2 protein-coding genes are annotated in these 2,453 nt (G+C 61.5%); both read left to right on the top strand.

What is annotated here, in order from left to right; genetic code table 11:
• The coding region (thrS, locus tag WCB02_RS18865) for a threonine--tRNA ligase (protein ID WP_423960322.1) at positions 1-2,026 on the top strand (2,026 nt) is incomplete at its 5' end.
• Positions 2,027-2,058: 32 nt separating this feature from the next.
• Positions 2,059-2,453: Uma2 family endonuclease (locus tag WCB02_RS18870; protein WP_423960325.1), on the top strand; the 395-nt coding region annotated here is incomplete at its 3' end.

The following is a 2,453-nucleotide window of genomic DNA, read 5'->3' on the forward strand; positions in this document are numbered from 1 at the left end:
CATCGCCATTCATCTGCCCGACGGTTCCATTCGCCAGGTACCCCCCGGCACCACGCCCCTCGACATTGCCAACTCCATCTCTCCGCGCCTCGCCGCGGCGTCGCTTGTCGCACGCATCACCCCGCTCACCGCGCCTCCTGTAAGCACTTCTGCGACGAAGCAGGAAGACTCCGCCGAGGCTGCGATGTATTCCGCCGAAGATGCTGCCGCTCCACGCCTCGTCGATCTCTCGACGCCGCTCACCGCAGATGTCAAGCTCGAGCTCGTCAAGGAGTCAGATCCCGACGCCCTCAAAGTCCTGCGCCACTCTTCCGCGCACGTTCTCGCCACCGCCGTCCTCGAGCTCTTCCCCGAGGCCAAGCTCGGCCACGGCCCGGCTACCGACTCCGGCTTCTTCTACGACTTCTATCGCGAAAAGCCCTTCACGCCCGAAGACCTCACCGCCATCGAATCCAAGATGGCCGAGGTTGTCGCCCGCGACGAACCGTTCAGGCACGAATTCGAGCCTCGCGAGCAGGCTCTCGCCGAATTTGAGCGCGATGGCGACTTCATGAAGACCCACTTCGTCACCAGGTTCACCGCCCCTGGTGAAAAGGTCAGCTTCTACAAGAACGGCAAGTTCATCGACTTCTGCCGCGGCCCTCACGTGCCTTCCACCGGCCGCGTCAAGGCCTTCAAAGTGACGAGCCTCGCCGGCGCCTACTGGCTCGGCGACGAGAAGAATCCGCAGCTCCAGCGCATCTACGGCACCGCGTTCTTCTCTCAAAAGGACCTCGACGCCCACTTCGCGCGCCTCGAAGAAGCTGCACGCCGCGACCATCGCGTCCTCGGCAAGCAACTCGACCTCTTCAGCATTCAGGAACTCGCCGGCGCCGGCCTCATCTTCTGGCATCCCAAGGGTGCCATCATCCGCAAAGTCATGGAAGACTGGATGCGCGACGAATGCCTGCGCCGCGGCTATCAACTCGTCTACACCCCCCACGTCATGCGCCGCGAGCTCTGGAAGGTCAGCGGCCACGAAGGGTTCTACTCCAGCAACATGTACACGCCCATGGAGCTCGACGACGCCGAGTACCGGCTCAAGCCCATGAACTGCCCGGGCCACATCCTCATCTACCGGAACTCGCCCAAGAGCTACCGCGACCTGCCCGCCCGCTACGCCGAACTCGGCAACGTCTACCGCTACGAGCGCTCCGGAACCATGCACGGCCTGCTGCGCGTCCGCGGCTTCACACAGGACGACGCGCACATCTTCTGCATGCCCTCGCAGATCGAGAGCGAGGTCTCCGCCTGCATCGACTTTGCCGAGGTCGTGCTCAAGACCTTCGGCTTTTCGGAGTACAAGGTCGAGCTCTCCACATGGGACCCCAAAGACCGCGCCCACTACGTCGGTTCCGACGAAAATTGGCAGTTCGCAACAGGGTCTCTCGAAAAAGTTCTGAAGGCCAGGGGCATTCCCTACAAAACCATCCCCGGCGAAGCCGCCTTCTACGGCCCCAAAATCGACGTCAAGCTCGTCGACATCCTCGGCCGTCTCTGGCAGCTATCCACCGTGCAGTTCGACTTCAATCTGCCGGCGCGCTTCGAACTCGAATACGTCGGTGAAGATGGCGAGCGCCATCAGCCCGTCATGGTGCACCGCGCTCTCTTCGGATCCGTCGAGCGCTTCTTCGGCGTCCTCATCGAGCACTACGCCGGAGCCTTCCCGCTCTGGCTCGCGCCCGTGCAGGTCGGCCTCGTCCCCATCAGCGAGCGCCACACTGCCTACGCCGCCAAGCTCGAAGCCGCGCTCAAGTCCGCAGGGCTCAGAGTCGAAACCGACGCGCGCAACGAAAAGATGAACGCCAAGATTCGCGACTTCGCCAACCAGAAGGTGCCCTACATCCTCGTCTTCGGCGACAAGGAAGAAGCAGCAGGCTCCGTCAGCGTCCGCACCCGCGGCAAAGGCGACCAGGGCTCCATGCCCCTCGACGCCTTCCTCACCAGAGCCAAGGAACTCGTGGCCAGCCAATCGACGGAACTCTAGCGGAATCTCTGGAATCGAGGGATACTATCTCCATGGCTACGCAGCCCGTCTTCGACAAACCCGTCAGCGTCGAGGAGTATCTCTCGACCGTCTATGAGCCCGACTGCGAATACGTGGACGGAGCCATTGAGGAGCGGAATGTGGGCGAGCTCGAGCATTCCTTCTTGCAGTTATTCTTGGGCAGCATCTTCATGAATCATCGCTCCGAGTGGAGAATAGTTGCCTTTTCTGAACAACGCATCCAGCTTGCTCCAAACCGCTTTCGAGTTCCCGACTTGGTTGTCGTCCGTGCTGAGTTTCAGAGAGAGCCAATTCTCACCCATCCACCGCTCATCGCAGTTGAGATTCAATCGCCCGAAGACACATTGCGCCGCACTACGATCAAGGCAGGCGAATATCTCGCCTTCGGCATTGAGCACGTTTGGGC

It is taken from the genome of Bradyrhizobium sp. (assembly GCF_049581145.1).
GTDB lineage: Bacteria > Pseudomonadota > Alphaproteobacteria > Rhizobiales > Xanthobacteraceae > Bradyrhizobium.